This is a genomic window from Paenibacillus sp. FSL P4-0184, from assembly GCF_038004625.1.
GTDB lineage: Bacteria > Bacillota > Bacilli > Paenibacillales > Paenibacillaceae > Paenibacillus_AQ.
In genome coordinates this window covers 1,066,847-1,088,988 of record NZ_JBBORN010000002.1, presented here as the reverse complement: position 1 = coordinate 1,088,988, position 22,142 = coordinate 1,066,847, and the positions used below count along the sequence as shown (strand labels likewise).

The 22,142-nt window shown below is 39.6% G+C and carries 21 protein-coding genes, 4 tRNA genes and 1 other annotated feature; of the genes, 4 read left to right on the top strand and 21 right to left on the bottom strand.

What is annotated here, in order from left to right; all coding sequences use genetic code 11:
- Positions 1-79 precede the first annotated feature (79 nt).
- Positions 80-664 (top strand): AAA family ATPase, encoded by a 585-nt coding sequence (locus MKY52_RS26890; RefSeq protein WP_341055647.1) that lies wholly within the window; start codon positions 80-82, stop codon positions 662-664.
- Between the two features lie 117 nt (positions 665-781).
- On the opposite strand, the gene MKY52_RS26885 is transcribed toward MKY52_RS26890, so the two are convergent.
- The 6 genes from MKY52_RS26885 to MKY52_RS26860 form a co-directional block, all read right to left on the bottom strand.
- A complete protein-coding gene (locus MKY52_RS26885; RefSeq protein ID WP_445671048.1) occupies positions 782-2,782 on the bottom strand; it encodes an acyltransferase family protein in 2,001 nt (666 codons plus the stop codon).
- A gap of 217 nt (positions 2,783-2,999) precedes the next feature.
- Complete coding sequence (locus MKY52_RS26880) at positions 3,000-3,461, bottom strand: NUDIX hydrolase (RefSeq protein ID WP_341055646.1); 462 nt, start codon at positions 3,459-3,461, stop codon at positions 3,000-3,002.
- 36 nt (positions 3,462-3,497) lie between these two features.
- Positions 3,498-5,297 carry a vWA domain-containing protein gene (locus MKY52_RS26875; RefSeq protein ID WP_341054722.1) on the bottom strand — a complete coding sequence of 600 codons (1,800 nt, stop codon included), beginning with the start codon at positions 5,295-5,297 and terminating at the stop codon, positions 3,498-3,500.
- Between the two features lie 2 nt (positions 5,298-5,299).
- Complete coding sequence (locus tag MKY52_RS26870) at positions 5,300-6,361, bottom strand: MoxR family ATPase (protein ID WP_341054720.1); 1,062 nt, start codon at positions 6,359-6,361, stop codon at positions 5,300-5,302.
- A 75-nt stretch (positions 6,362-6,436) separates the two neighbouring features.
- Positions 6,437-7,420, bottom strand: a complete 984-nt coding sequence (locus MKY52_RS26865; protein ID WP_076118536.1) for a phosphotransferase enzyme family protein — start codon at positions 7,418-7,420, stop codon at positions 6,437-6,439.
- Positions 7,421-7,622: 202 nt separating this feature from the next.
- Positions 7,623-8,156, bottom strand: coding sequence for a YdhK family protein (locus MKY52_RS26860; RefSeq protein ID WP_341054718.1), 534 nt, complete (start codon positions 8,154-8,156; stop codon positions 7,623-7,625).
- 176 nt (positions 8,157-8,332) lie between these two features.
- Between MKY52_RS26860 and sleB the strand changes: the two genes are divergently transcribed.
- On the top strand, positions 8,333-8,974 hold the full coding sequence (sleB, locus tag MKY52_RS26855) for a spore cortex-lytic enzyme (RefSeq protein WP_042127567.1): 642 nt from the start codon (positions 8,333-8,335) through the stop codon (positions 8,972-8,974).
- Between the two features lie 45 nt (positions 8,975-9,019).
- Here the strand turns inward: sleB and MKY52_RS26850 are convergent, their stop codons facing one another.
- The 9 genes from MKY52_RS26850 to MKY52_RS26810 all read right to left on the bottom strand — a co-directional run bounded on the left by MKY52_RS26850 (position 9,020) and on the right by MKY52_RS26810 (position 13,104).
- Positions 9,020-9,286: a CD3324 family protein gene (locus MKY52_RS26850; protein ID WP_042188024.1), complete on the bottom strand. Its 267-nt coding sequence runs from the start codon at positions 9,284-9,286 to the stop codon at positions 9,020-9,022.
- 111 nt (positions 9,287-9,397) lie between these two features.
- Positions 9,398-9,470, bottom strand: a tRNA-Phe gene (locus tag MKY52_RS26845).
- 18 nt (positions 9,471-9,488) lie between these two features.
- Positions 9,489-9,561, bottom strand: a tRNA-Phe gene (locus MKY52_RS26840).
- An 18-nt stretch (positions 9,562-9,579) separates the two neighbouring features.
- A tRNA-Phe gene (locus MKY52_RS26835) sits at positions 9,580-9,652 on the bottom strand.
- Positions 9,653-9,670: 18 nt separating this feature from the next.
- A tRNA-Phe gene (locus MKY52_RS26830) sits at positions 9,671-9,743 on the bottom strand.
- 53 nt (positions 9,744-9,796) lie between these two features.
- Positions 9,797-10,037: a binding site (T-box leader), on the bottom strand.
- 87 nt (positions 10,038-10,124) lie between these two features.
- Positions 10,125-10,658, bottom strand: coding sequence for a GNAT family N-acetyltransferase (locus MKY52_RS26825; protein WP_341054716.1), 534 nt, complete (start codon positions 10,656-10,658; stop codon positions 10,125-10,127).
- Positions 10,655-11,188, bottom strand: coding sequence for a GNAT family N-acetyltransferase (locus MKY52_RS26820; RefSeq protein WP_341054714.1), 534 nt, complete (start codon positions 11,186-11,188; stop codon positions 10,655-10,657). The genes MKY52_RS26825 and MKY52_RS26820 overlap by 4 nt, the downstream gene beginning before the upstream one ends.
- 149 nt (positions 11,189-11,337) lie before the next feature.
- The gene (locus MKY52_RS26815; protein WP_341054712.1) at positions 11,338-12,354 is read right to left on the bottom strand and encodes a zinc-dependent alcohol dehydrogenase; all 1,017 of its coding nucleotides are present in this window, start codon (positions 12,352-12,354) and stop codon (positions 11,338-11,340) included.
- Positions 12,355-12,498: 144 nt separating this feature from the next.
- The gene (locus tag MKY52_RS26810) at positions 12,499-13,104 is read right to left on the bottom strand and encodes a TetR/AcrR family transcriptional regulator (protein ID WP_341054710.1); all 606 of its coding nucleotides are present in this window, start codon (positions 13,102-13,104) and stop codon (positions 12,499-12,501) included.
- 165 nt (positions 13,105-13,269) lie between these two features.
- Here MKY52_RS26810 and MKY52_RS26805 point away from each other — a divergent pair, with 165 nt between their 5' ends.
- Both MKY52_RS26805 and MKY52_RS26800 read left to right on the top strand, forming a co-directional pair.
- Positions 13,270-14,073 carry a DUF2935 domain-containing protein gene (locus tag MKY52_RS26805; RefSeq protein ID WP_149644458.1) on the top strand — a complete coding sequence of 268 codons (804 nt, stop codon included), beginning with the start codon at positions 13,270-13,272 and terminating at the stop codon, positions 14,071-14,073.
- Positions 14,074-14,305: 232 nt separating this feature from the next.
- Complete coding sequence (locus MKY52_RS26800; protein ID WP_341054708.1) at positions 14,306-14,947, top strand: hypothetical protein; 642 nt, start codon at positions 14,306-14,308, stop codon at positions 14,945-14,947.
- Between the two features lie 70 nt (positions 14,948-15,017).
- On the opposite strand, the gene MKY52_RS26795 is transcribed toward MKY52_RS26800, so the two are convergent.
- The 6 genes from MKY52_RS26795 to MKY52_RS26770 all read right to left on the bottom strand — a co-directional run bounded on the left by MKY52_RS26795 (position 15,018) and on the right by MKY52_RS26770 (position 22,106).
- The gene (locus MKY52_RS26795) at positions 15,018-15,284 is read right to left on the bottom strand and encodes a CD3324 family protein (protein ID WP_042127555.1); all 267 of its coding nucleotides are present in this window, start codon (positions 15,282-15,284) and stop codon (positions 15,018-15,020) included.
- 189 nt (positions 15,285-15,473) lie between these two features.
- Positions 15,474-16,868: a protoporphyrinogen oxidase gene (locus tag MKY52_RS26790; protein WP_341054706.1), complete on the bottom strand. Its 1,395-nt coding sequence runs from the start codon at positions 16,866-16,868 to the stop codon at positions 15,474-15,476.
- A 172-nt stretch (positions 16,869-17,040) separates the two neighbouring features.
- Positions 17,041-19,644, bottom strand: a complete 2,604-nt coding sequence (locus tag MKY52_RS26785) for an ABC transporter permease (protein WP_341054704.1) — start codon at positions 19,642-19,644, stop codon at positions 17,041-17,043.
- The gene (locus MKY52_RS26780) at positions 19,641-20,324 is read right to left on the bottom strand and encodes an ABC transporter ATP-binding protein (protein ID WP_042127549.1); all 684 of its coding nucleotides are present in this window, start codon (positions 20,322-20,324) and stop codon (positions 19,641-19,643) included. Before MKY52_RS26780 ends, MKY52_RS26785 begins: the two co-directional genes overlap by 4 nt.
- 95 nt (positions 20,325-20,419) lie before the next feature.
- Positions 20,420-21,421 carry a sensor histidine kinase gene (locus MKY52_RS26775; RefSeq protein WP_341054703.1) on the bottom strand — a complete coding sequence of 334 codons (1,002 nt, stop codon included), beginning with the start codon at positions 21,419-21,421 and terminating at the stop codon, positions 20,420-20,422.
- A gap of 1 nt (position 21,422) precedes the next feature.
- Entirely contained in the window at positions 21,423-22,106 is a 684-nt protein-coding gene (locus MKY52_RS26770) for a response regulator transcription factor (RefSeq protein ID WP_341054700.1), read from the bottom strand.
- Positions 22,107-22,142 lie beyond the last annotated feature (36 nt).

Genomic DNA, 22,142 nt, shown 5'->3' with positions numbered 1-22,142 from the left:
CGATTACTCATCTTCTTTTATATGATAATATTTAGAGATAGACTGTAGCAATGAATTGAGGTTCTAAGGAGAGACAATGATGAACAAACTTGTATTTTTTCTAGGGCCAGCTGGGGCAGGCAAAACGACATTAGCTAAAGCGATCGCTTCCCGGCGTAAAGTACCCTTCTTTGATATGGATATCCTCTTACGACCAGCGGCAGACGCCATCATGACCTTTCACGGATTGGACCCGGCAGACAGAGACTCTACCGATTACAAAAGATTATGCCGTGATTTGGGCTACCGGATTACGATGGACGCAGCGCTAGACAATATAGGCCTGAATGTAGATGCATTTGTGGTTGGACCATTTACTAAAGAAGCTGCCAACCCTGACTGGATCAGCAGTGAGTTATCTCGAATCGGACGTTCGCTGCAAGATGTTGAGGTTAAAGTTGTCTTGGTCGAACTAGCCAATGAGGAATTGTATCGGACACGAATTCACGATCGACAATCACCATTAGATGAATGGAAGTTCCAGCATTGGGATGAATTTCGCAAATCATTTGGAAACCGTAGTGTGAAGTGGCCGCTTCCAAGTTCTAATGTGAAGGTGATCGACAATTCTAATCCAGACATAACGAAGACTGTGGCTGTGGTGGAGCATTTTATCTACGACTAGGAATTGATTAGCTTTTCAATGATCATTCGTTTACGAAAAAAAAGACCGGCAAAGAGAGAACACTCTTGCCGGTCTATTAAAATATAATATCAAAAAGTTTGGAGATTCAATTAATTCTTACTTACTTTCCAAGGCTTTCGCAAGAAGTGAGGCGTAACACTTGGAGCCCTCTGGTTTAAGATGCACACCATCTTGGTAGAAATAATCGTCTTTTCCTTCACTTGCAGAGTACCAGTCTACTACGGTCGTATTACTATATTCACTGGAAACTTTTGAAATATTGTGATTCACATTTTTTTCCCATTTTCTTGGGACCCGTGTATTGACCAAAAAAATCTGCTCAGCATCACTTAATGAATCCAGTAAATTACGTAATTGCTTTGAACTAAATGATCCGTTGGTCCCAAGCTCGATTATAACCTTTTTACCCAGCCGGCCTTGAGCTTTAAGCTGATCCACTACCTCCTGAGCTTTAGCCATCTGCCGACCGATCTTTCCCTCGATGACAATGCCAGGTAATTCCTCTGAAAGGTATGGTGCTGCATCCAAAATGACAGAATCTCCAATGGCCGTAACATCCGTTCCAGCTTGACTCTTCTCAGCCACAGGTTTCTTTTCTTCAGGAACAGATTTTTCCACTTCTGATTCAGGCTTTGCTATTTCTGTATTTGTAGTTCCCACCTTAGTATCAGCTTTTTTCACTTCAGGTTCAGTTGTAGCTGTTGCCAAGGCTGGTATTGATGATTTATCAGTTACATTTTCGTCTATTGCTTTATGATCTGCGGGATCATTCTTTCTTCCCATATCTTGTTGTTCTTGCTGCTGCAGTCGTTGTTCTTGCTGTTGCAGTTGTTGTTGTTCATACTGCAAATCTGCCGATTCGATCGCAGACGTATCCGATCCAGCGTTTAACAAATAACCTTTGCATGCGATTGGGATAAGAATCACAGCAATAATAGCCATTAAGAAGCCTGGACGAAGACCACCCCTTCGTTTTACACTGATGTTCTTCCATGTTTCTTTAAATGAACCTCGACGAATGGGCTCCTCCACATACTTATATGACAATGCAGCTAGAAGAAAACTTACTGTTACCTGAATGATGATCCGAAGCATGCTGCTTTCTTCAGTACTCACATTCGGACTGCTAAGGATAATGACTGGAAAATGCCATATGTACAAGCTATATGATCGCAGCCCGATCCAACGCAAAGGTTTACAGCCTACGATCGATCCCAGACGGCTAGCAGGATGAGCTAGAACGGCAATAACTACAGCTGCAATCAAAGAAATCACTAAAAACCCACCACGGTAAAGTAAATCATCGAACTCATTAACCTGATTAAAAAGTACCAACAATAGAATGAGTCCTAATCCCCCTACAATATCAAGCACACGCCGAGCCGGTTCGGAGACGTTATCATTAAGTTTCTGACTTGGCCAAGCAACTGCAAGTGCTGCTCCAATGAGAAGCGCAAATAAGCGGGTATCCGTTCCATAATACACTCTACTTGGGTCAGTCCCCGGTACGTAGATCAATGCCATGGCTAAAGCCGAGACTGCTGCGCAAGCCATAATCCATGCAATAAGCTTACCTCGCCGACGAGCGATTTTCATCACGATGATAAGAACTATGGGCCATAGAATATAAAACTGTCCTTCAATAGAAAGCGACCATAAATGTCCGATAGGAGATGGTGGGCCAAAGCTTTCAAAATAGGAAACATTATGAAATATTAGCCACCAGTTATTGAAATAAAATAAGGAAGACGTAAAGTCACCCTTGAGCCCAAACAATCTTGATGGTTCTATAATTAAAAGCCATATGGCAACCACAAAAAGCATAACGGCCATCGCAGGCAACAGCCTCCGCGCCCTACGAACCCAAAAGTCTACAAGGTTCAGCCTTCGGTGCTGCTCCCACTGGCTAATGATTTGGTCAGTAATGAGATATCCGGAGATTACAAAAAATATTCCAACGCCGAGAAGTCCACCCTCAGCCCAATTCAGATTCAAATGATATGCGATTACAGCGAGTACTGATAAAGCCCTTAGACCATCAATTCCTGGCACATAACGCCTGCCGCCTACAGATTGTATAGAAGACTGGCTCCTCATATTATTTCTGAAAAGCTTCGTGTTGTCTTTCATAATGTTTCAGTCCTTACCGTCGATTTATCGTTCATAAGTAAGACGCTGTAAACGTATGAAAAGTTCTGTAATCAAGTGAAAATGTTATAAAATAAAAAAAGAATGAATGTTTGATCGTAACATTTGTTCATTGTGCTCCCTACATTAACTCAGAGGTTTCATTAATTAGGACGCAGGGGGACCTCTAAAAAGTTTGCTGATTTTCTAATTTAAATATTACTTCTTCTACTTCTGTGCCCCGTAATTCTACGTAAAACGGCTGCGCATCATCATTTAAACAATACTCTAGCCGCAGTCTGAGGTTTTTCCATGTGACCATTTCCAATGCTTGTTCTATCGAGAAAAACCCAACTTCTAAGCTCTCGGAACTAGTAGCAGGTTCGCCGCCGATGGCTTTCCCTAGAAATAGGTTAGTACAAATAGATCGATCAACATTTTGAAAAACTCCGCAGAACTTATTAATCTCTATATCAATGCCCGATTCTTCTTTGGCTTCCCTGATTGCTGCTTCTATAAGGGACTCCTCCTCTTCAACCTGTCCGCCTGGCATCTCCCATCCTCTACGTGGACCTTTTATTAATAAGATTTCTTCTTGATCATTGAATACTACTGTAGCTGCTGAAAGAATATGTTTGGGGGGATTCATATCCATTGTTACCTCGCTCTAAATTTATTCTAAGCCCTAATTAATTCTGAATACAGGTCCTTTGGGTGAGAAAGGTAAGTCATTACCCTTTGGCAAAATATAAGCATGGTCTCTTTTAATGGTCAGCTTGTCACAATAACCATCTGTAATAATTAGAAGCGGTCCTTTTTTCGGAAAATCCTCAGCTTGTTGAATCAAATCAATAGCTGGTTGTAAGATCGTTCCCCCTCTTCCCTTCACTTGTACTCGATCTGCGATAGCCTCGGGGGGCATGAAACCTGCATCATAAGGACAAGCATCACAAAATATAATCCGTGCAAAAGGAACATCACGAGCCTGCGCATAACTTGAAATGGCCCCTAATGCTTTGGCCAGAAGCTTTTTATCCATTGAGCCTGAGGTATCTAAAATAACTCCAAAAGTACGGCCATCATCTACAGCGCCGCTATGAACCCACTGTGGTCGAGGGATATCAGGCGTAGAAGATTGACGTCTACTAATTCGTGAATAAGATCTGGTCTTCTCAAGCGGTGAGAAATAATGATCAAACCAACGAGCAAGCTCTACATCCCATTTAATAGGTGGCTGGCCCAGCGCTCTAATCTCTTCAACTAGTCCTGATGGCAAAAGACCGCGGCTTTGCTCTTCATGATACATAAGTCCTTGTTGCATAGCATTCTTACAAAAATCATCAAGCGTTTGTCCTTCTCTCACATCCCAAAAACTAGATGAACCGTTATCTAAAATATCACCGAGTCCGTTGCCTCTCAAGGTTGCCAGTTTCTTATAAGTGCGGATATCTCCGACCATACGATCATAAATCGTTTCAGCAGATAAACCTTTAAGCTCAGGATCTAATAAGAGTCCAATTCGCGGATACTCCCCTACACTCATTTCTATTAGCCAAAGATTTATTACGTAGTCACAAGCCACATTCCAAAGATAATGATCTCGACCAAGACATCGCTCGTGATGCTGAAGCCCCGCATGCAGAAGCTCATGCGCCATCACGAAAATACACTCCTCATCGTTTAGTCCGGCTGCAGGGTTCATAAATATTTTGCGATCAACAACGTCAATGGCAGCTATGGAAATATCTAGTCGCCGACATATCGCTGGATCTTCTATAATCTCAAAGCCGGCGGCAAGCGCACCTAATAAAGGATATCTGTCCATGAACCATCGTTTTGCACGTTGTGGAGCTGTTAATGAAAGTGCAGGGTCACTAATAGTATTAGCGTGTCCTCCAGCAACACTTACTGCACTCGTCACAGCATTCGATAACCCATAAGCAAGATAGGCTTCCCAATCTGGTGCTTTTCCCCAGTATCTTTTGGTGGTATCTCGAACATTCATGTCCAGCTTTGAAACACCCGCAGTGCCAAAATATCTGGAGTTGTCCGGAATTCCTTTTATCATAAATTGCTCGTAAAGCTGTTGTTCATCTTTAATTGTAAGATTAATTCGCGACTCCATATCTGCGGGTACTTTCCCAAACTTCAAGTCATTTAAAAACTTTGCTATATACACATCACATGCAACGTTCCACGCCACTTGATTCTCTTTAATCTTTAAATGCCCAAGTCCTAAATGAAGAAAACAATGTGCCAAAACGTACATCCATTCAGCAACCTCACCACGCCGTTTAGGATGAGTGTAAATATAACCGTTATTAGTGACAATTGCCCAGCCGTTTTCAGGATAGGGACTATTTTCATTATGGATAATCGAAGCTCGAACAGATAACGGTGCAAAAATAGGATGATCCGCGATTAACGAACATGCTTCATTAAAATTTTTCAAAGCGGGGTTTTCTGGAGTTGTCTTTTTAGCCATATTTACCCCCTATCTTTTATTGCAAGACGTGGTAAATCACGCACAATTTCAACCATTAACCAATCTGGAATATTATCACTTTGCTCCTGCTTAGCAACTACTAGCTGTGCAATTTCAAAGCTAATGACTGACAGGTCTTTAATCAGTTTTTTAACAGTGTGTGCAAATTGGCGATGTCCATCTCGTACGTTATCTTTAATCGGAGGGAGTTCTTTAATAATCTGGGCTCGCAAGGATTGCGCTAGGAAATACAGGAGATCCCGATCTTCTGGAGCCGTTGGAAATGAGGATTTACCATCAATAATTTGATTAAGTTCATATTTTCCAGTTAGATTTTTATAAAAAGCCCTGAATTGTGTGGCGTGAGAAGTTGTCAGTGAACCATTCGCTAAAATCCCCACGGTATCCACATTTATATCATCCCCAAACTCATGTAGTGCATCACTAAGCATATGCCAAGAGCGTGGCGTGGAGAAAGGCTCTTCAGTCTTTGGAGGTGCACTCCACAGATGATCGGGACGCAATTCCAGATATTCAATAACCATAGGATGAATGCTATTCTCATATGCCCAAGAGATCCAATTCTGAAAAGATACATTTAGCTGTATATGGAACATCCGATTGATAAGCGCGGAGGACATAGGTTTAACAATTGCACTATCTTGTGCACGGTTACCAGCTCCTATTACTATAGAGCCCTCAGGTAGGTGATAATCGCCGATGCGGCGTTCGTGGATAAGACTATAAAAAGCTTTTTGCACCTCTTGAGAACAGGCATTAAGCTCGTCTAAGAACAAGCAATACGGTTCGTCCCGAGCAATCATTTTCGGAGGACAAAATTGGCTCTTGCCGTTAACGATTTGAGGTACCCCAATGATGTCTTCCGGTGCTAGTTGAGAACCCAGAAGAGAAACACATGGAAGACCCACCTGATCAGCAAAAGCTTCTACAAGAGAAGACTTTCCAATACCAGGTGCCCCCCAAATAAAAACAGGGCGGATCACAGAAACGTTTAGAAGTACTTGCATAAGTTGAATAGGTGTTACAGGAGTTGCTAGGTTCAAATAAATGCTCCTTTTTTATATGATATATCCTCATTATCTATTCTAAATATATTAAAAACTACTCAAAGGGATTTATTAAAGCTCTAAACAAGCTTTGTCATTTAGGGCATCCTGAATATTACGGGCAAGCCACTCTCTATCCTGCTCACGCTGTGACTCCGAAAACTCTTGAAATAACAAAAGCACTAATTCCAGTCGGCGCTTCTCAATAAAGAGCGGGAGCTCTTCTAGCCATTTATTGTCGAGTGCATACTCTCGATTATACCCTTTCATAAAAGACGTCAGCATGGCTGCCGCAAGACTAGAAGTTCTACTCTGCTCTACCTCCGGTTTTCGCCAATCTCCAAAGATGGTCGAATAATAAACGGCAATGGCAATATCATGCACCATATAGTCGTATCCGCAATCATCAAAATCAAACACGGTGATCTGCCCCTCATGCACGAAGAAATTACCCGGATGCAAATCACGGTGACATAGTCCATAGCCTTCTCGATTCCGCGGCAACTGGTTAATCCGATCATTTATTTGAAGCAACTTTTCAAAAAGCTGCTGTTCAACAGTACCAAAGTTAGCAAAGTCAAAATCTAGCTTACCCTGATGTGGTCTTGCCAGAACAGTCTCCGGATTGTATTGCAGAGTTAAAGCATGCATTCTTCCTGTTACCTCACCCCATTGCTCAAAAAGCTCCGTTCCCCAATTGGGATCGGAAGCATTAACATGACCACCTGGTGCTTTCTCCATTACACAGATCATAAATCTTTCCTCATCTTTGAATAGCGTTTGTACCAAGCTGCCATCCTGAAAGGGAATGGGGCGAGCCAGTTGCACGCCATGTTTTGCAAGATGGTCCATAAAGTCAAGTTCAGAGATGACCATCTCCTGCTCCTGATGAGACTGATGTGTTACACGTAAAATATATTCATGATCATCTTTTGGAAAGCTATAGACAACATTTTCAAAACCACCAATATACTTAATCGTTGTCCAATCGACTTGAATCTGTTGTGCAGCTTGTTTAAGCATTTCTTCATCGAATTTCACCTGCCAGTTAGGCATTTCAATCACGCTCCTACCTTCTAAGAAAACATCAATTAAAATGGTATATTTTGTATAGCAGTGCTTTATAAAGATATTTTAACACTTCACTACCAATAAAAGAAGCAATCAAAAAGGTAGGAGCAGCCTAGAACTTTAACAAAGTCCATGACTGTTCCTACCTTGATCATTTTTCATTACTTAAGAGCTTAATTTCTATTGGTTACTTTATTGCTGAAAGCTCATCTTCCGTTACCCATTTATGATTTTTCACTTTATCTCCACCCGTAGTAGGTGTGTAATCAATCATATATACCGTAGTATGTTCAGCTGAGTTAATTTGAGCCGTTGCACCTTTCATATCTTTCATATGGTCAGCTTCCATTACGACTTCTGAGCCTGATTCATAGGGTTTGTCAGCTGCTTTTTTGATTTCTTCATGAATAATCCACTTGTGATTTGTAACTGGAAATCCGCCTGTTGTAGGTCTATAAGAAACGATATACGCTGTGGTGTCAAAAGCTCCAACTATTGTTGCAGTAGCCCCCTTCATACCTTCCATATGGTCCGCTTGGAGAATCGCTTTACTTCCTATTTTAAAAGTAGGATTCTCTGACACCTTCAAATTTTCGGGTATGTCACTTGAACTAGAGTGTGAGGAATTTTCCATTATCTTATTGCCATAACTATTATCATTACCACATGCGCTTAGAGTGAGTGCGGCTACGATTATGAATAGATACAATTGCTTTTTCATATATAAAACCTCCGAAGTTGATGTGCCTCTGATTATTTATTTACCCATTTCATAGGATCACAAACCTAATGAAGTATTTTCGAAAATGTACAATGGATTATTAGATTACCAATAAATGAGTGTTGTTTCAGTTATTGAAGGTTATTTATAATGTTTTCTGAAAGGAGGCTACTACAATGAAGACTAAAATATTCACTTTGTTGCTTCTTTTGGGTCTGGTAAGTATGGCTACTATGATCGGTTCTGCTAGTGCTGCTCCGATATTAACCGTAGGGAGCTCTTCTGGAGATGTGTGGGATCTTCAGTATCGATTAAAAACTCTGAATTTCTATACTCATCCTTTAGATGGTGTATATGGATCACAAACGAAAGCTGCCGTTGCTAAATTTCAAAAGGCCTACGGATTAAGTGCCGATGGAGTTACTGGTACAAAAACTTGGAATGCTCTAAAAAAATACACGCTTAATATTGAGGAAATGGATATTTTGGCGAAAGTAATCTACAGTGAATCGCGCGGTGAGCCTTATAAAGGACAAGTCGCAGTTGGTGCTGTAGTTATGAATCGCATACAATCTAGTCAATTCCCAGACAATATTAAAAACGTTGTATTTCAAAAAGGCGCATTTACAGCCGTATCTGACGGTCAATACTGGCTTACTCCAAACCGGACTGCCTATTTAGCTGCTCTTGATGCTGTCCGAGGTTGGGACCCAACAAACAATTCGATCTATTATTTCAATCCAGATACAGCTACTAGTGCATGGATCTGGACTCGTCCTCAGAACTTAAAAATTGGTAAGCATATATTTGCGAGTTAACGTCTCAAATAAATGTAATAGCCGGTCAACCCTTCGGTTGACCGGCTATTTTTTAGTATAAACAATTTTCTTAATACTATCTTTAGAAAGACAGTATTCACCTGAGAGCTGGTCGACGGTTGCACCAGCAGCAAACCTCAGGCAGATCTCAATATTTCTTGATTCCAAATATTTTCTACTCCCTGACTTCTCACCCCATTTTACATGTAATTCTTCAGGCTTTGGAACGTAGACCATACCACCGTTTATATATTTCTGTATTTCTTGTAGTAACTCTTTAGGGAAGACTGTATCTGCATTTACATATTTCATAATTAATCTACTCCTTAAACCTCTCAAATTAAGATGAAATAACAAACAACCTGTCTAACCATAATGGTCGGACAGGCTGTTTTTATAGAAAGCTTACTATTAAAATTAAGATGGCTCGGGACGGGGTCGAACCGCCGACACTAGGATTTTCAGTCCTATGCTCTACCGACTGAGCTACCAAGCCTTGCTATTAAAGTTAAGATGGCTCGGGACGGGGTCGAACCGCCGACACTAGAATTTTCAGTCCTATGCTCTACCGACTGAGCTACCGAGCCTTGCTATTAAAGTTAAGATGGCTCGGGACGGGATCGAACCGCCGACACTAGGATTTTCAGTCCTATGCTCTACCAACTGAGCTACCGAGCCTTGCTATTAAAGTTAAGATGGCTCGGGACGGGATCGAACCGCCGACACTAGGATTTTCAGTCCTATGCTCTACCAACTGAGCTACCGAGCCTTACATGGATACAATTATTTCTTCTAAATGGAAACAAAAAGACCCCTCGTCCGAAAAGGGACGAGGAGCCGCGGTACCACCCTAAATTAGAACTATTCTGTACAACAAGCAGAAATGTTCTCACTTAAATATTTAACGGTTAACACCGGTACACCTCTACTTGCCAACAATGGTTTCAAGGGACTGCTCCGGAGTGAACTTCGATCAACCCTTTTCTCTAGAAACGCTCTCAATCTCCGGCGTTTCCTCCCTGTAAAGAGGTATTGAACTACTTTTCTCCATCAAAGCATTTGTTTTGTTATATAATTTTTTCTAATTGTAAGCCCTAATCCACTATAAGTCAATAGAAGAAATAATTCCCTCATTTCGATTTGATTAGCTTTATCCATTACTAAAATTAAAAATCATCTTTAATTCATCATCAAAAGACTTCTTACATTCTTCTTGAAAGCTATTACCAGTATATTCTTTTAGTATCTTTCTCCAAAAATGCTGGGCTCTCCTATTTGTAGCTGTGGGATTGGTTTGTAGCTCCCATTTTCCAATATGAAGAGTAAATACCTCCTTAGCCGCACGTTCAGCGATTCCCGTACCTCGAAAGGGCCGCAGGATAAAGAATTCGTTTAAATAAAATTCACAACCTGGTGGTGTATGAGGTGGTGTGGCTACTAATGCAAAACCAGCAGGAATTCCATCCTCTTTTATTAAATAAGGATATAAAATCCCCGGCTTCTCCCACCATATGTCGAACACTTTATTCTGTTCATTCAGCGTCTGTGTTTCATTATCCTCGTATACCCCGTATTGATTAGGAAGGTTCCCCCATATCTCTGATAGATCGTGTAAGTATAGTGGGTAGAGATTGTTAATCTTAAACTTTGTTGTGCTGTCAGTTAATGTTACGGTGATATTCATTTCGTTCTCCCCCTTCTATCGAATGCTTGAATATATTTTTGGAGATCACTCAAATAACGTTCTGTATAGTTGTCTTTTGTATAATCCTTAAGCACTTTTCGCCAGAAAACAATAGCAGGTTTATTATTTTCCATTTGAGCTAGTTTCCATTTAGCTTCTTTAAATAGATCAAATGTTTTAGTTGCGGCAGCAGTACCTATTCCATTTCTCCTGTATTTCTGCAAAATCATAAAGTCATAGATCACATGAGTTGGATCTGGGTCTGTATCTAAGTTTTCAAAAAGAACAACCACAAATCCAGCTAAATTTCCTGAAACCTCAATCAAATATGGATTCCATCGATGATCCCCTTCCCAAAAATAATCAATATTCACCTCGAATTCCCCATGCTGGTTTACGTCTTGATCTGTAAATAAACTGAAATCATAATTGTAAAATTGATATAGATTAGACAATACCTCTTTATCTTCAAACGTTACTGGAACAAGATTAATTTCCATCATACCTCCACGTTTTTTCTCTAATTTCACTTCTATACTCAGTATAATTACGACCACACTCTAGTAATATGCCATGTTCAATTAGAATTAAATTTTATATAACGTCATTATTCTTCTAAAATAAATAGAGTTCACCTGAGTTTTACACTCAAATGAACTCCAATATAATTAACTGATGATTAAGTCAGATCTACAATAACCTTGATCGTTTCTTTTGCTGCAATGGCTTTATCGAAGGCGGCTTGAATATCCTCTAATTTATAAGTCTGTGTCACCATTGTAGAGATATTCGTTTTCTTGTCGTTAATATGTTCAATTACCTTTACAATATCTTCATGTGTGTATCCACTAGCTCCAACAATGTTAACTTCTTTACTCATCACTTGAGCAAGGCTTATAGGTACTTCATTTTTATAAACGGCAATGATTGCAATTCTTGCTTGTGGCTTTACAATCTGCATCACTTGTTCAAATAATATTGGAGCGCCCGCTGCGTCCACAAAAGCATCTACATTGGGAACACTCACACCGTATACGTTCACTTCGCCGAAGTGTTTGATTAAACCCTCTGCTAATGTTTCAGTCGACGTATTAACTGTTAATGCGCCTAGTTCTTTTGCTTTATCCAAACGCCAGTTGTCAATATCCACTACGCAAACATCTTTAATGCTTTCACCAATTAATCCTGCAGCTGCAGATAGACCAATTGGACCAGCACCAAGAACTACGATTTTTTCACCTAGTTTGGGCAGTATGCTAAAAGCGCCATGGAAGCCTACGCTCATGGGTTCCATTAATACGGCCTCTGTTGCCGAAACGGAATCATCAAATTCATAAAGGTTATAATTAAGTGCTGCATCTTCAATTAAGACATATTGTGAAAATGCTCCTACCTCCAACGAATAACGACGACCTGCACGTTTTGCAGTAATTGGATTCACACCTACACGCATGCCAACTTTCAAATCGGTTTCCGCATCAGAACCTAATTCGACGATTTCACCAAACATTTCATGTCCAAACTCTGAGCCGAAACGGATACCCATTTCTGAGCCTGCTTTTACTATATTAATATCTGTACCACAAATTCCCCCCGCTAAAATACGAACCAACACATCTTTTGCTCCTACTTGAGGCATCGGACGCTCTTCTATCCCCACACTATTTTGACCGTGATAAATGCCGACTTTCATCATTCATTAACACTCCTTATTACTATCTATTACTTTCATGGTAGTAGTTATTAAGGAGCTAAGCAATCTACAATAATACTGAAAGCGTTAATAAAGCAACAGTTGATAAATATGTGTTAATTAAAATTTAAATAGTGAAACAATTCACTATATCTTTTTATTATTTGCAGGTATAAATGGATTTAACTGTATGATTCGTTCTGCTAAATATTTAGGTGTATAAGGCATATCATTGCCTAGCCACATGGAAATTGTACCAATGATAGCAGATGTTCCATACCAAGCTGCAATATCAGATGGAGTATCAACGGTTAAGAAATCCTCTGTTTTTTGAATCGATTGTTGTTCTGTAGTTGTTAATATCAATTCATATAACAGATCCATCAATTTCGGTGTGAAATAAGGAATGTTTTTGGTTACAAGCAACACCTTATACATATGAGAATTCTCTGCAATATGCTCAAGCAATAAAATCAGCGAGGTAAGTTCATCCCCTGGTCTATAGGATTCTTCAAATTTATCTATGAGTATTTTCTTTAAATCTGCTAATAAATCATCCAAGATACTATCAATCAAATCATTAATATCTTTGTAATGTAAATAAAATGTGGCTCGATTGATTTCAGCCTTTTGCGTAATAGCGTTGATCGAGATCTTATTCAGTTCTTTCTCTGCTAATAAATCTATAAAAGCATTCCGGATTGCTTTTCTTGTCTTCCTTATCCGTAAATCTAAGTATGTTTTGTCTGCCATAAATCTTCCACCTCGTAGTTAATGAACATACAGTCAATTATATACTACCGTAGTTCCAGATCGTAAGCGTTTGTGTACTACGGCATATTCGCCTGAATTCTTGCGGATATAGTACAAACTTCACGCATATTATGATTGTATAAATATGGGAGGTGCGTTTTAAAAATGCCGGATCCTTTTGTTTCGAGATCTCTTGATGAAATTAGATTCTGGTCACGAATTATGAAAGAACATTCTTTTTTTCTTAAATTAGGATTTCGTTGTGAAGACACGCAACTAATTAATGAAGCGAACCATTTCTACGCCACATTCGAAGCCATCGAGAATAGATCCCTCGGATTTACTGTGGATTCTGATCCGGCAGTTATACGGAAGTTTAATGAGGAAGTTCATAGTGCTGCTTCACATATCTGGGCTTTTAAAAGGAAAATATTAGGATTAATTTTACAATGCAAACTTCCAGGAGGTACGAATTTTCCTTTATTGGTGGATCATGTCAGCAGGGAAGCCAATTATTTTCGAAATCGACTGGAAGAATTGAATCTAGGTAGGTTAGATCCTTTGCCTGACGCAATTATCAATGAAAATGTGTTCTTTCTACGTATAATGGCGGATCATGCCAAATTCATTGGACATTTATTGGACCCCTCTGAACGTCAACTCGTTGAACAAGCGAGAAATTTCAGCCATGATTTCGATACATTGTTGTATCAAGCTATTGATCTTAGCTCCATGCGTCCTCAATCCCAAACCAAACCCCTGCTAAGTCAACAACTTGACGAGAATAAAGTCTCGGTTAAATCCCTCCGTGATTTCAAGAAAACCGCTCGAGATCTTATTGAAGAATGTCGTATAAAAAGCATCATTCATCCACTGCTTGCGGATCATGTATTCCGAGAAGCTGAAAGATTCCTCTATATTATTGATGCATTTGAAGCCTCTTTGAATATGAATAAACAAATCGTATAGCTTTACATATTTAATGGATAGGGCGACTACTTGTATCAAAAATACAGGTTGTCGCCCTATCCATCTTTATATTTGAATTCGTTTGTTTCGGTGATCCACCCCAAAGCTTTTAAAAAATAGTTGGTATTTGGGAAGAAACAATTTATAGTAAAACTCAGAAGGAATCAGGAATATTATGGAATACAAGATTACTTCGAGTGACTACAAAATCAAACGATAAGGTTGATTGCTAATGAAAAGGTTTAGTCAATGTTTTATACTTTCTACTATGGTTTTTGCTTTATTAATGCCATCCACTGTGTTTGCTGCTGATAAGAAATTACTCAATGAGGCAAGTATTACTTTGTCTAGCGATGTTATTTCTGTGGGTGGAACTACAAAAATAAATGTTCGCTTACTAGCTGAAATGACCAGTCTTACATATGCAAAATTGACACCGGAAGTTTCTGATGAATCCATACTTACCGTTGAATTGGATGGATATTCAGATTATATTGTTACAGGCGTTCAAGAAGGTTCTGCAGAAGTAGTCTTCAACATTCCTGGTTGGACTGAAGAAAGATATCCAATTACCGTTCTATCCAAGTCTGCTTACGAAGAAAAGATGAAAACACCTCAAGAAGTGTTAGATTTCACAACCTATTCTAATCAGATAGCAGCTATTATTCAATATGACGAAATTGCCAATGAGGCATATATTAAGAACAGAATAGACACGGGTACCAATAGAAAGCAACGCTACACTGCGTTTAATAATGTGATCCTTCCTAATTACACTAAACTGGTAGTAGAAGCAAAAAAAATTAAAGCACCCAATCCAGAATTGCAGGCTTTGCATCAAATCTATTTAAAAGCTATAAAAACACAACTTTAAGATTGAATGATAATTAAATCCCAAAAAGCCACGTAAGAGCTTCCTCTAACGTGGCTTTTTGGGATTATAGCTATTTTTTTGTGTAAACAATCTTCTTAATACTGTCCCTTGATAGGCAGTATTCATCCGAAAGCTGGTCAACCGTTGCTCCAACGGCAAACCTTAAACAAATCTCAATATTTCTAGATCTTAAGTATTTTCTGCTCCCTGACTTCTCGCCCCATTTTACATGTGCTTCTTCAGGCTTAGGGATATACACCAAACCACCATTAATATATTTCTGAATTTCCTCTAATAATTCTTTTGGAAAAATCGTATCTGCATTTACATATTTCATAGTCGCTCTGCTCCTTAAACTTTTTTTGAGTTTGAAGGTAGCAAAGTCTATTCTAAAAACAACCCTGCACAGTGCACTGGCGGTAAATCAATTTTTATTCGCTCTATACAAACAACCGCCGTTGTTTATAGTCTAGACTTTGCATAGAGCTTATCGCTAATTTTCTCACTATTGTCCGCCCTCCTTTGTTTAATGTGTAATTACTTGTTCCAAAATGCGTTCCGCTGTCTTCTCTCCATTTGCAATACAATCAGGAATACCCACGCCATAATAAGAACATCCAGCAAGGATTACATTCGGATAATGATCTGCAATCTTCTTCTCTAAGGATACTACAATCTCGTGATGGCGTTTGTGGTAATTTGGCATAACATCATGCCATTTGGTCACATCGTGGGTAACTGGCTGTCCAGTAATTCCAAGACTGGTCTGTATATCATTCAACGCCACCTTTAATAATTCCTCTTCTGAAAGCTTAATCAAGGACTCATAATGCGGTCCTGAGCTTTTATAAAAGAGTCTGACAAGCAGACGTTGTTGACCAGACGTGTGCTCCCACTTGCGACTTGTCCACGTACAAGCATTACAAAGAACATCGTCACTGTTGGCTGTTATGAACCCTGTACCGTTCGCTGGCAGTTGACTGTCAGGGATATCAAATCCTAGATACACACTAATCATAGAGCTGTTAAACAACTGTTTGAAATCTTCATTCAGCGCTTCGTCTTGAAGTAATGCTTGTGCAGTAGAATGCATCGTTCCTAGTACGGCAAAATCGCTGTCCAAGATTCGTCCATCTGCCAGTGTTACCCGGTACCGTTGTCCATCCTTTACAATGCGCTCTGCCCAAATCCCTTTGATGATCTCTACATCGGACAGCTGTTCTTCCATGGCATCAATCAGAGCAGATACGCCACCCTTAAAAGACATAAACTTCTTATCGCCGTTCCCCTGGAATTTAGCTTTATTCGCGGACAATCCCTGAATAATACTTCCATATTCATTTTTATAATCAATCAAATAAGGAAGGGTCGAGGCAATGGTAAGTTCACTCAATTTCCCGGAATATACCCCTGATAGGACAGGTGATATTTGCTTCTCGACAAGTTCTTTTCCAAAGAAAGCTTCCAGAAAATCACCTACAGAATCGTTTTTCGTAAAACGATCATTCGGAGTATAGAAATCTTTAAGTGCTTCAACTTTACCTTCAGCAGAGATCAAATCTGTAGTAGCAAGCGATTCAATACTGAGAGGGATGCCAAAGATTGCATCTTTAGGAATTTGCTTCAGCTTACCTTCTGTGTAGATGTATGATATTCCTGTCGCGTTATATACAACCTCATCCTGAATGCCTAATTCTTCAATCAATGGTGCTACATTTGTCTTGCGAGTGACAATTGAATCAGCACCAGACTCCATGATGAAGTCATCATGCTGAAGTGTTCTGATTTTGCCGCCCAATCTATCGCTGGCTTCAACCAAAATGATTTTTACATCCAACTTATTATGCTGTATAGATTTCTGTAGATAGTAAGCGGTAGACAATCCAGTAATTCCCCCGCCAATCACGACGACCGTCCTCAAGCGTTGACACCTGCCTCTAAAGTTATAATCTGTTAAATTCAATTGAATACATTATATCATAGGGATTTATATGTAATAACATACCGTTCGTGTCATATATGACACAAAATACCCCCAAAAAATATATACCTTCAAATAAGTCTAAAAAAGCCGCGATTATCGCGGCTAATCTTTATATATTCTCCTGTTTTAAAGCATCAATAATATTTTCCTTCTTCACTTTTGAACTGGAGTACAGCATAGCCGAGCTAACAATGATAAATACAGCGACTATGACATACAAGATACTCATCCACGGAAGTGCGAATCCATAGGAGAAACTACTCATCATGGATCTATAGATCAAGTACATCACGACTATGCTAATCGGAAGCCCGTAAAGTAGTGATTTTATCCCATAGAAGATACTTTCATAATTAATCATTTTATTAAAACCGTTTGGCGTCATCCCTACAGACTTCAACATCGCAAACTCTCTTTTACGAAGTGATATGCTGGTTGATATCGTATTGAAAATATTTGCAATCGATATTAATGTAATCAAAGCAATAAAACCATAGGTAAAAATAGACATTAACATGATCATCTGTTCACTATTTTGTCTATTTTGAAACACATTTTGAACATAGACATTCCGCTCTTTCATTTCCTCAATGGCTTGTTGTGTCGCTAATGGATCAGAGCTGTTCAGGTTTAGTCGGCTTTCTATATCGTTACTCATCGTATCATTTGTTAATTGATCGAAGACTTGTTCAGAGACAATGATGTTTAATCCACCAACTAGTGCTGAATGAACACCCATAGGGCGTTTATCAGTTAATGCGACGATTTCTACTGGTGGTAATTCCGTCTCTTTCTCTGTGTTCCAATCCGTATAAATTAAATCAAGCTTCTGACCGATTTCCGAATGAAGAGCTTTGGTCTCAATAATTTTTTTGGCGTTCTCATCCTCAAAGGTGACGGTATCATTCACAATAGCTGACATCTGATTGAGATCCGTTAATTGTTCATAACTTACACCGACGGATTCTGCATAGGTTCTCAAACTCTCTTCATTTAGGGCATGGATCTGAATGTAATAAGGATATTTCCCATTCTTTAAAATACTGCTATCCTTCTCCACGCTCTCTTGCAATTCTTTTGCCATATCTTTTTCATCAATCCATGAACTCAAGCTTAGTTCCCTGACCACATTATATTCCGTTATATTAGGTAAGGCAGATATCGATTTCGTCAGCCGAGCTACTTTTTGAGCGTCCTCAGTCCCCATATAAACTTGGATATCATAGTTTAAACCATCCTGTGAGAGTTCTACCGACTTTCTCATATTAGTAGTGAACGAAGATACGGATAAAAACAGAACAATACTAATGACAAGTGAGAACACGGTTGCTTGGTACCTGCGTTTATTTCTCTTTAAATTCTTCAAACCAATTTCTGCTTCAATTCCAAACAACTTGCGAACGAACTTGGAAGTTTTCACCGCTTTACCAGAGAGCTTAACATCGGTTGATTGTCTGATCGCATCAATTGCCGAGATCTTTGAAGCTTTTCGGGCTGGAAGATAGGTGGATATAAAAATCGTCATAATTGAAACTACACAAGCGGTTAGAAGAGATAGAGGTGTAACAACCAACGTTAATTTTTCTGTTATCCCTAATACATCTTGAATCATCGAATTGATAAACATAAAAGTGATCCCGATTCCTGTAATTCCGCAAAGGATCCCAATAGGTATACTAATTAAACCGATAATCATCCCTTCAAAAAACACTGAATTCTGCTTCTGCCTCTTTGTAGCACCTACGCTGGAGAGCATTCCTAAATGGCGTGCACGTTCCGAGACAGAAATTGCGAAAGCATTATAGATTAAAGAAACGGAACCAATGATAATCACAGTCATAACGATGACTGACAATGAAAGAAGTGTGTTACGTAAGCCATCGTTATTCGTCACACCATAATAGCGGAGCAGACTATTATTATAAGAGATCGACTCGATATTGTTTTCTCGTGCCAATTCCTCTGCATGCTTGTATATGGAGCTATCCACCTTATTTAATACAACCGTCGCTGTGGTTTTTTCAGCTGCTCCAATCAAGCTTTCATCCACATAACTTAGAGCAGTATAACCCGGGGACCATGTTGGTTCCCAAGTAGGGCGCTTTATCACTCCCACAATCGTGTAGTTCATTGGTTTTTTATGAATGATCTCTTCATTCAGGGTATCCTCTTCAGTCCGTAATCGTTCGTTCTGAGATAAGGGCTGCCCACTATTTTTATCATCCCTAGTGACTCGCTCTCCGACATCGAGAGTTAAAGTTTCACCAATCTTGTATGTTACTTTAGCGTTTTTTGCAATTTCCTCAGAAATGACTACTTCATAGTTAGTCTTCGGGAGTCTTCCATCCAGAAGTTCAATCGGAAATTGTTTAAAACCAGCTAAATTATATTCCTTAATATACCAATAGGGCTTGTTCTCATTCTGTCCCCCCTCTAAAGGGGCATAGCCACGATCATTTGAGATGACAAGTGTTTTCGTTGCATCATCCGCTTCTATCGCTTTAAGCTGAGCTTTAGTAACATTTCTATATTGGACATGCCATTCTCCATTTGTTGAGATACTCTGCTGCCTCATTAATTCCATAAATGAAAAACCAAGCGTTGCCACAGCCGTCACCATAGCCACAGAAATGATGACTCCAATGATAGTAACCAATGTTCTTCGTTTATTTTGCTTCAAATGTCTAAGCGTTAATTTATTTACGATATTCACGGACGAATCACCTCATCTTTGGCGATCCTTCCATCTTCAATGGTAATCACTCTATCCGCTTGTAATGCAATCCGTTCATCATGAGTAATGACAATCAGTGTTTGATTATAGGTTTTATTAAACATTTTTAGTAAGTCTATAATTTCACCACTGTTCTTACTATCCAGATTACCGGTTGGCTCATCCGCCAGCATGATTGCAGGATTACTAATTAACGCTCTGCCAATAGAGACCCGCTGTTGTTGCCCGCCTGAGAGCTGATTCGGGAGATGATTTAAGCGATTCTCCAAATTTAACGCCTTTACAGTATCCGCAAATTGTTTCTTATCTACCTTGTGCTGATCAAGGAGTAAAGGAAGTGTGATGTTCTCTTCGACCGTTAAGACCGGTATAAGATTATAGAATTGATAAATCAGCCCAATTTGTCTGCGTCTAAAGATCGCCAGTTGTGTTTCATTCAATTCATAAATATCCGTGTTATCTACGAATACTTTGCCGCTTGTCGGTCTATCCACTCCGCCTAATAAGTGCAGAATGGTCGATTTCCCGGAGCCAGATGGCCCGATAATCGCTACGAATTCCCCTTTTTTAATCGAAAAAGATACATCATCCAGTGCCTTTACCGCTGTTTCGCCTTTTCCATATGTTTTAGACAGATGTTCAATCTTTAAAATGTCCATTGTTAGACCTCCATTTGTTGATGAGATCAGTATATCTGTCTACAATGACTATCCAGTGACTCTAAAGTGACATTCTAGTCACTAAGCCATATGTGCTAAATGACTTGCTTATAAAATTTGATCTGAAATTGTGAACCCTTTCCCACTTCACTCTTCACATCGATCGTTCCGTTTTGTCCTGTGATAATGCTTTGTGCCAAGGCAAGTCCAATCCCTACACTATCTTCGCTTGCATTCTTACCTTTATAGAATCGTTTGAAGATATAGGGGATCTCTGTCTTTGGGATTCCTTTGCCGTTATCTGTAATGATAATTTCCGTAAACAGTGCATTTTCTGCAAAAGAAATCGAAATTTCTCCCCCAGCAGGTGTGTGCTCTACACAGTTTTTCAGAATATTAATGATCGCCTCAGTTGTCCAATTGAGATCGCCCGTAAATGTGGTGCTATCATCTCCATCAATCAAGATCCGTTGTTCTTTAATATCCATTGGAATTAACATGGGCTCCAAAGATTTTTGAACTAGCTTGTTCACCAGAACAAGATCTTTTTTAAAATGAATGGTTCCAGCATCGATCTTGGAGAACTTTAATAAAGAGGAGACTAACCAGCCAATTCGTTCGAGCTGAATCGTAATTTTCCGGGTAAACTCCATTCTCTTCTCAGTGTGCAGCTCAGGATCACTTAATAAATCTGCCATCACAGTCATGGAAGTAAGCGGGGTTTTGAGCTGATGAGAGATATCCGAAATCGCATTGGTGAGCTTCATTTTATCTTCTTGTAATTGCGCACTCTGCTCGGATAACATCAGCGTCACTTTATAAATGTCATTCTTCAGGATACTAAGCTCACCTTCCTGATTATCACGAACATCGAGCGAATAATTCCCACTACTGATTTGGCGCAGATACCCTGAGAGCTTTTCAATTTCACCATATCTCCAGCGGGTAAACAATACACTGCAAGCTATAAGCAAAGCTGAAGTCCCAGCTATGAGCCCTACCGCCTCTAACGATATAAATGTCGCCACCGCTGTAGCCACAAGACTGATCAAGCACATCGTAAACAATAACCATCTAAATTCTCTATTACGAAGCATCCTAATCACCAACCTTGTAACCCAAGCCTCGAACTGTTTTGATCAGTGTTGGTTCTTGGGGGTTATCTTCTAACTTTTCCCTAAGTCTTTTTATGTAAACCGATAATGTATTGTCGTTCACGAATTCACCTGCCACATCCCAAATGCGTTCTAACAATTGATTTCTTGAGAGAACCTGACCAACATGGTTAGCAAAGATCAGTAATAATCGATATTCTAATGCGGTCAATAGCACTTCATCGCCGTTCTTATAAACCTTTCCTTCAAGCGTGTTAATCCGTATATTCACTAATTCGATATTGGATTGGGTCTGAGCCTGCTTGTTATATCTCCTTAAGACGGATTTAATCCGCGATAGCAGCTCCCGAATCCGAAAAGGCTTGGTTATGTAATCATCTGCCCCCATATCGAGTCCCATCACCACATTGACCTCATCATCAATCGCCGTTAAAAAAATTACCGGTATATCACTTTGTGCTTTTACGATCTTGCACAATTCATAACCGCTGCCATCCGGAAGTGAGAGGTCAAAGATGCATAAGGTGAGCTCTGATAACTGCTCAGATAACACCGCTTTGGCTGAGCTGGCGTCATAACATAGAAGGGTTTCAAAATGATCCTGCTGTAATGAATATTCAAGCCCTGATGCTATCGTTCTATCGTCCTCGACAAGAAAAATTTTCATGGATGATCATCCTAACCTTATAATGTATTCAATCGT